General features: G+C 38.8%; 9 protein-coding genes and 1 pseudogene. 4 read left to right on the top strand and 6 right to left on the bottom strand.

Going from position 1 to position 5,985, the window contains the following annotated elements; genetic code table 11:
* Positions 1 to 186: hypothetical protein (locus tag LHW48_10625; protein ID MCB5260900.1), on the bottom strand; the 186-nt coding region annotated here is incomplete at its 3' end.
* Between the two features lie 542 nt (positions 187 to 728).
* Complete coding sequence (locus LHW48_10620; GenBank protein MCB5260899.1) at positions 729 to 965, bottom strand: hypothetical protein; 237 nt, start codon at positions 963 to 965, stop codon at positions 729 to 731.
* A gap of 60 nt (positions 966 to 1,025) precedes the next feature.
* Here LHW48_10620 and LHW48_10615 point away from each other — a divergent pair, with 60 nt between their 5' ends.
* The gene (locus LHW48_10615) at positions 1,026 to 1,535 is read left to right on the top strand and encodes a hypothetical protein (GenBank protein MCB5260898.1); all 510 of its coding nucleotides are present in this window, start codon (positions 1,026 to 1,028) and stop codon (positions 1,533 to 1,535) included.
* Positions 1,536 to 1,747: 212 nt separating this feature from the next.
* Here the strand turns inward: LHW48_10615 and LHW48_10610 are convergent, their stop codons facing one another.
* The 3 genes and pseudogenes from LHW48_10610 to LHW48_10600 form a co-directional block, all read right to left on the bottom strand.
* Complete coding sequence (locus LHW48_10610) at positions 1,748 to 2,050, bottom strand: hypothetical protein (protein ID MCB5260897.1); 303 nt, start codon at positions 2,048 to 2,050, stop codon at positions 1,748 to 1,750.
* 87 nt (positions 2,051 to 2,137) lie between these two features.
* A complete protein-coding gene (locus LHW48_10605; GenBank protein MCB5260896.1) occupies positions 2,138 to 2,464 on the bottom strand; it encodes a hypothetical protein in 327 nt (108 codons plus the stop codon).
* Positions 2,461 to 2,871: pseudogene (locus LHW48_10600) on the bottom strand (lysozyme). Before LHW48_10600 ends, LHW48_10605 begins: the two are co-directional and overlap by 4 nt.
* Before the next feature lie 275 nt (positions 2,872 to 3,146).
* Between LHW48_10600 and LHW48_10595 the strand changes: the two are divergent.
* Genes LHW48_10595 through LHW48_10585 form a run of 3 tightly spaced genes read left to right on the top strand, consistent with a single transcriptional unit; the run spans position 3,147 to position 5,350 of the window.
* Entirely contained in the window at positions 3,147 to 4,709 is a 1,563-nt protein-coding gene (locus tag LHW48_10595) for a T9SS type A sorting domain-containing protein (protein MCB5260895.1), read from the top strand.
* 13 nt (positions 4,710 to 4,722) lie between these two features.
* Positions 4,723 to 4,917: a hypothetical protein gene (locus LHW48_10590; GenBank protein ID MCB5260894.1), complete on the top strand. Its 195-nt coding sequence runs from the start codon at positions 4,723 to 4,725 to the stop codon at positions 4,915 to 4,917.
* Entirely contained in the window at positions 4,904 to 5,350 is a 447-nt protein-coding gene (locus LHW48_10585) for a hypothetical protein (protein MCB5260893.1), read from the top strand. The genes LHW48_10590 and LHW48_10585 overlap by 14 nt, the downstream gene beginning before the upstream one ends.
* Here the strand turns inward: LHW48_10585 and LHW48_10580 are convergent.
* A complete protein-coding gene (locus tag LHW48_10580) occupies positions 5,291 to 5,590 on the bottom strand; it encodes an ATP-binding protein (protein MCB5260892.1) in 300 nt (99 codons plus the stop codon). The genes LHW48_10585 and LHW48_10580 overlap by 60 nt on opposite strands.
* Between the last annotated feature and the right edge of the window lie 395 nt (positions 5,591 to 5,985).

The raw sequence follows: 5,985 nt of genomic DNA, 5'->3' as shown, positions 1-5,985 counted from the left end.
TTCTGACTGGTAATAAACTTGCTTTATTGCAGCAGGAATCATATTCTCATCTAGATAAAGATGTTTGGTAATATGAAATAATGCCCCCAAAACTATAAAAACCACACAGATATACCAAATTATGGCTTCTGTTTTATCAATCCCCGTTTTTTTCCTTTGTATCGGCTTTATTCCGTTATCCTGCATTTTTCTTCTCTACTATTCCTCAGTTTCCATATTTTTATATTTTATCCTTACAATATGTAGCTTATATGTCAAGCTAATTATGCTTTCTTGCTTTCAATAACCATCTTCTCTCAGTTATTTTACAGATTATTCTATCAACTCTCCATACATTCTCACTTATTTTTTCAAATTTTATCAAATTTTTTTTTCAAATCGGCGTTTTTAGTGGTCTGCAATATCACGATTTTATTCAAGTGGATTTCTTAATTGTTATCGATGGAACAAGTTATGAATTATGGATTGCAAATTGATAAAACGAGGATGAATCAGGTGAAAATATCACGATTATTTCAACTGGTTTTTGCATTTATTGTCTGACTTGCGATTATGGTAGGATCACATTCAATCTGATTGTTTATTAAAACATCAATCTTTCTTATCATATTGAGTGGATAGGACTTGAACACTCCCGATGATACATCAAAGGACAGTTGCGATGTGTTTATAATGTCTGTAAAGAATAATGAGTTATCCCAATAGACCTTAACCTCAAAATGGGAGATCTAAAGCTCATACTCGCTGTTTCCAGATAGTATGTTATCCTCTATCCAAGCAGTGGGAAAGCACTCAAAGACCAACCGCTTGGGTTCTCTGCTGTAGTTGGATACCGACTGCAGCTTATCGGCAGAGACAGAGAGGCTGATGATGGCTCGGTTGGTAGCCGTATTGGCAAGACTACGCTTTACTTGATTATAATCGGGAGCATCAGTCTTGTCTTGAATCAAATCTATACGAAACATAATTAATTTATTGACTTCTTTATTGAGGTGAAAATCTTAGAAAACAAGTAGGAGTAAACCATGAAATTCTACCCAACTAGTTCAAACTATACGCTAAATGATTGGGAATCACTATGCCCCGAGAACCAATATTTGATTTTTGATCCATCGTTGTTAACATGCTTAATACCGGCATCTTTGTTAGCTAAAGTTTCTAAATGCCTTGTTGCTCATACATCCAGTTTTGATGGAAAGAAAGTGTTCGTAGTGCAGATGTACAGGCACGATAAGGGAAATACTGTATTCGATGAACATCACTATGTTTCTCTATATGATACTATCAGTAATCTACATTTTGAAGGTTACATTGAACATGCAAATTATTCAAAAAGAACATTCAACGTTTCCTTTGTAAGTGGTTCATTTGCGGTAGGCAGTGCTTCAATTAATCAGATTTTTCCATTCAACGCACCACCACAATCCGGTTCATTAGAAGAGTTATCGAAACTTGGACTTCGGGACGGTGTTGAATATTCATACAACTTTGCATATTCTAAAGCAATCGCTAAAAACACAATAGTAATATCATAGCTCACTCCTAATCATCTTGCCTGAGTCGGCTATTTCCGCAACCTTAACCGGATCATTGGAGAGTGAATCGATCATCACTTAGATGATGGGCTTGGAGTCCATCATCGTTTGGTTGAGGGAGACGATTTTGTCTTTCAGTTAGGCAATTAGGTCGATCAGGGTATTCATACCGCTTGCGGAAGAGATTGTGCCATCAGCGGCATAATATGAGCCTATGTTACTGGAAATAGGCACTGAGGGACCAGGCATACACGCAAAGGCAAGCTTGACCTGTTCCAGAGGGCGAAGTTAAGGAAGTCAAAGAGGTTCCTGCCCAGGGCTTTGATCCTATCTTTAGCGGTCACATATTCGTCACCTTCAGCCTCGATCAGGATGCTTCCCTGATTGTGGGAGGATCCGGTTAGGAGACCACCAGTGGCTTTCTTCTCGAACTTGGTGGCACTGATCTTAGCGATATTAGTGATACCAGCTGCCATCGCAGCTGCGATAGCCGCAACCGCGAGTCCGGGACTCACTACGGGAATACCGATCATGGACTTATAAGCTCCAATAACGGTTGAGAATGGTCAGTGCCCTCAGTTCAAGGTTAGCCTTAAAGGCGTCTATTTCGCTCCCTGTGAGCAATTCGGTGGCGGACTGGTTAATCCTACGGTCTTGACTATTACATCGCCCAGGGTCTTCATATTGAGAAACTCGCAAGTACTGTGCAGCATCAGGAAACAGAATCCGAACCGAAAAGAAACGAGAAGCGGCTTCTCTTCTGGCAGATCATCGTGAGTTGCCTGATCATAGTGCTCCTGCAGAACCAATGTGTGGATCATTTCCATTACCAGTCCCCGATGCTTCTTGAAGATGCCATTATCACCAAGCTCCTTGGGCAGATTGAGGATGGCGAGCATAGCATCGGTCTCGACTGGTATCGGAATCACTGCCCCTTCCTCATCAGCTCAGAAAGCTCTATCGCTCTCATTCCAACTTTTTTCGCCCACTTGGATGCAAGCATACCATTGGCGGCTCGTTACCAGTCTCCGGCACCGATAAATGCCAGGATGTTCTTGAACTCCAGGAGTCCCTTGATGCCAAGATTGAAGCACATGCTCAGCAGCACCAATTTGCGGACTTCATCCAAACCATTGTATATCTCAGGAATCTCATCCAATAGCTGTTGCTCACAGTTATGGAGATCATTGTCCAAGAGCACATAAGCTTCAGTCTGGGAGATAGCCCAGTCATCGAGATTGCGACCAATACCGATGGTCAGTTTACCTGCTGTGCAGCGGTATGGTTTCAGCCGCAGACCTTCGTGTCTGACTAACTGAGCTTTGATTCGGTTCATCAACGCTTAGGTCATGCTATCTCCTTGGTTCCAGATGTGATTATTGATCCGGAGCCAGGAAAGCACTACCCTGTATGCTGACAAATCAGGATGAGCAAGGATGAGACAGAAAAAGAAAAAAGTTCTTGACATTGATATGGGCATAGAATAATATAAAATTGTAGTTATGGTAAGGGAGTTCAATTATTACAAATTGTTCTTTGGTTAGTAATACTTTAGTAATGATGTAGCATCACATAACCTTGAGGCAGTGGTATCACTAAATGGAGGCTCAGATGAAAGTGATAAAGGCGGTGGCATTAGCATTGCTCCAATGTATAACTGTATTTATGCTGTATGCACAACAGCCTAACGTTATGATTACTTTGGATAATTCTATTCCGATCCCATACCCTTATGATGAGGTGATGAAGCTTCCTAGCGGTGATTTACAGTTCTATAAGATAAATACCGATATCGAAAGTATACAAGTGACCGGGTTTCAATATCTTTTACAAACAAATACACTTACAGATGTAGTGCAAATTGGCAATGTTACAGGAATCCAGGGGGAATGCCAGCATGAATTCAGCACTCAAAGGTTTGGGAAATTCTATAGTGTGTATCAGTATCCAGATAGTTACAACCCGCAGGGATTAGTAATACTACGCATGGATGCTAATGTGTTAGAGTTTAGGATCATAGATGAGATAACATTGGGTTCTGACTTCAATGGGCATGACCGTATTGACATTGTGTCGGAGAATTCCTTCGTCTTTGCCCTGGAAGACAGCCTTGTTTATTACAATTTTATAAGTAACACAAGTCAAAAGCTTCTGGATGGAGTAGCTTATCAATGTAGTCCATTACAGGATAAGAGAGTATATTCTATGCCAGATGGTCATTTTATGTATGTAAAGGACTCTAGGATGGGGTACAATACAGTCCCTGAAACATGGATCATATATGACTCTCAAGGGATTTATCAATTTACTAAAACAATAACAGATCCATGGTTTGGTGTAAGTACTATTGGAGTGTCATTTAATCATGATTTCAACTTTGTAAATGAGAGGTTCTATATCCATAATCCTGGTATAATATATGATGAAGCATATTTAGAGTGTCATTTCCCTTCACCCGACTCTTTGCATTATTACGTTGTTCCAGCCCCAGGGTCACTAAACGAGGGTAGTGCCAGATTTGTTAGGTTTGGCGATGATAGAATTCTTAGGTCATATTATGATTATTTTGAAGATCAGACATATCTGTATATGAACTTCAGCCCGCTGGAATCTAATCCGGTACCAAGCGATTGGTTTTGCTTTGGCTATCTAAAGCCTAATATCAATGGCATTAATGATAACATCGTAGTAATCTCGGTGAGGCTGGCGGAATCTATTTATCTCAGTGCTTTATGCACACTAGATTTTCCTGTCTCACATACATTTACTTTTCCCGCTCCTCATGCGTATATCCCATCAAATAGCATGTCATTCTCCTATGATGACAAGTTGTATTTCATAGACAATAATATAATATTTACATTTAATGTAGAGTTATCAGTTTCAAATGTTGATGAAACCGCAACTCCCCCCGTATTCACTCTATCGGTATATCCCAATCCTGTAAACGTGAAGGATGTTATTAAATTCAAGGCTTCGATAAAACATCCTATGGAATTGGATATCTATAACATTAGAGGCCAGAGAGTGAGTACGGTAAAACTGGACTCGGACGGCAGCGGTCAATGGGACTTACATAATCATAACGGCGAAGCTCTAAGTGCAGGTGTATATATTGCGATATTCCGCAATCATAAAGGGATTAAACCAGTTAGATTCATAGCAATACACTAAGAAGAAGATTATCATGAAGTACATCATGATATTGATCATGTGCGTGCAGGCATTTGTTTTACTTAACGGGGTTTCTGGGGAATTCAGCTCTGGCTCAATAGTAATTGAGTTTCCTAATAGCCTTAACCCCAAAATTCAAGATGGTGTCGTTATTACTGGAAACGCAGCTGTTGATTCCCTTAACACTGCATTAGGTGCAATTTATTAAGTATTATGATTTAAGCTGGACTTCCCGGTTAAAGTATGTAATAGTCCTTTATTTCGACGGATCTCGAGTTTTTGATGTCGAGGATGAAGTAAACTCATACTCGCAGGCAACGTCTGGGCTTGGTGCTCGGGTTGAGTTTATCCAGAACCCAGAAATTGAATCAATACCCGGTGAATTCTTGTATTCTGAAAACATTTATCACCCAGAGGACACTTTATGGAAACTGTATGATGATGTAGATGATAAGCGCAACTGGCAGATATACTCGAGATTTCAATACCAGGGTTCAAGTGGTAATTGGATTCCCAATGAAATTGTGTATGGATTGTACGAGAATTATTGGGGTCCTATGAATTCAGAAATAGTTGATGAATTACAAAGACCATTCCCGTATCATTGGGCTATAATGTTCGCAGGCTTTATCAACATATGATTGGGCTTTATTTGATAACTCTATAGTAGACAATGAAATAGTTCCTTTCTCTATCAAATTTGTAATAATAGAAGATTCTAAATCCAGCTCATAAGCCTTCCACCAATAATCAAGAAAACCATAAATTGTATAAGTAACATATGTTTTCCCAGTATTATTCTTTCCACAAATTATAGTAAGATCAGAAAGTTTAAGTTCAGCACATCGTAAAGGTCCTAGATTCTCAAACTTAAATAACATAATTTCTCCCCTCTTTAAAATTAATAGAATTTATTCAATAATTATTTATTATTTTTTTCTAATGATTATCTTATGTTAAGTAATATTTTATTACGCACCCCCCGTTTTTTAAGGGTTAAAGAAGAATGGTTAATTGTTGAGATTCGTACCAAAGGCCTTCATAAAAATGTTTTCGTTGCCTTACAAAAGAAGCAAAACATTCTTTAATTAATTGAGACAGCTTATAATAGACAAAACCTTTAATCTTTTTATCTGTGTGTTTACTAGGGGACATTAAATAAGGGCATACCAAAAAAAAGATAGTCGTATACTTTGTCAGTGAATAGACAAAACACCTGGTCCGCAGAAATAATTGATTCATATTCTTCAAACGGAACTAAGAAATGTGCTGGATT

The organism is Candidatus Cloacimonadota bacterium, from assembly GCA_020532355.1.
Taxonomy (GTDB): Bacteria; Cloacimonadota; Cloacimonadia; order Cloacimonadales; family Cloacimonadaceae; genus UBA5456.
The sequence above is the reverse complement of the archived record's forward strand: the minus strand, read 5'-3'. Positions and strand labels throughout refer to the sequence as shown.

What these genes read in the sequence shown, in the direction of transcription:
- LHW48_10620 (MCB5260899.1), bottom strand. Translation starts at nt 965, where the DNA reads ATGTTTCGTATAGATTTGATTCAAGACAAGACTGATGCTCCCGATTAT.
- LHW48_10615 (MCB5260898.1), top strand. Translation starts at nt 1,026, where the DNA reads ATGAAATTCTACCCAACTAGTTCAAACTATACGCTAAATGATTGGGAA.
- LHW48_10595 (MCB5260895.1), top strand. Translation starts at nt 3,147, where the DNA reads ATGAAAGTGATAAAGGCGGTGGCATTAGCATTGCTCCAATGTATAACT.
- LHW48_10590 (MCB5260894.1), top strand. Translation starts at nt 4,723, where the DNA reads ATGAAGTACATCATGATATTGATCATGTGCGTGCAGGCATTTGTTTTA.
- LHW48_10580 (MCB5260892.1), bottom strand. Translation starts at nt 5,590, where the DNA reads ATGTTATTTAAGTTTGAGAATCTAGGACCTTTACGATGTGCTGAACTT.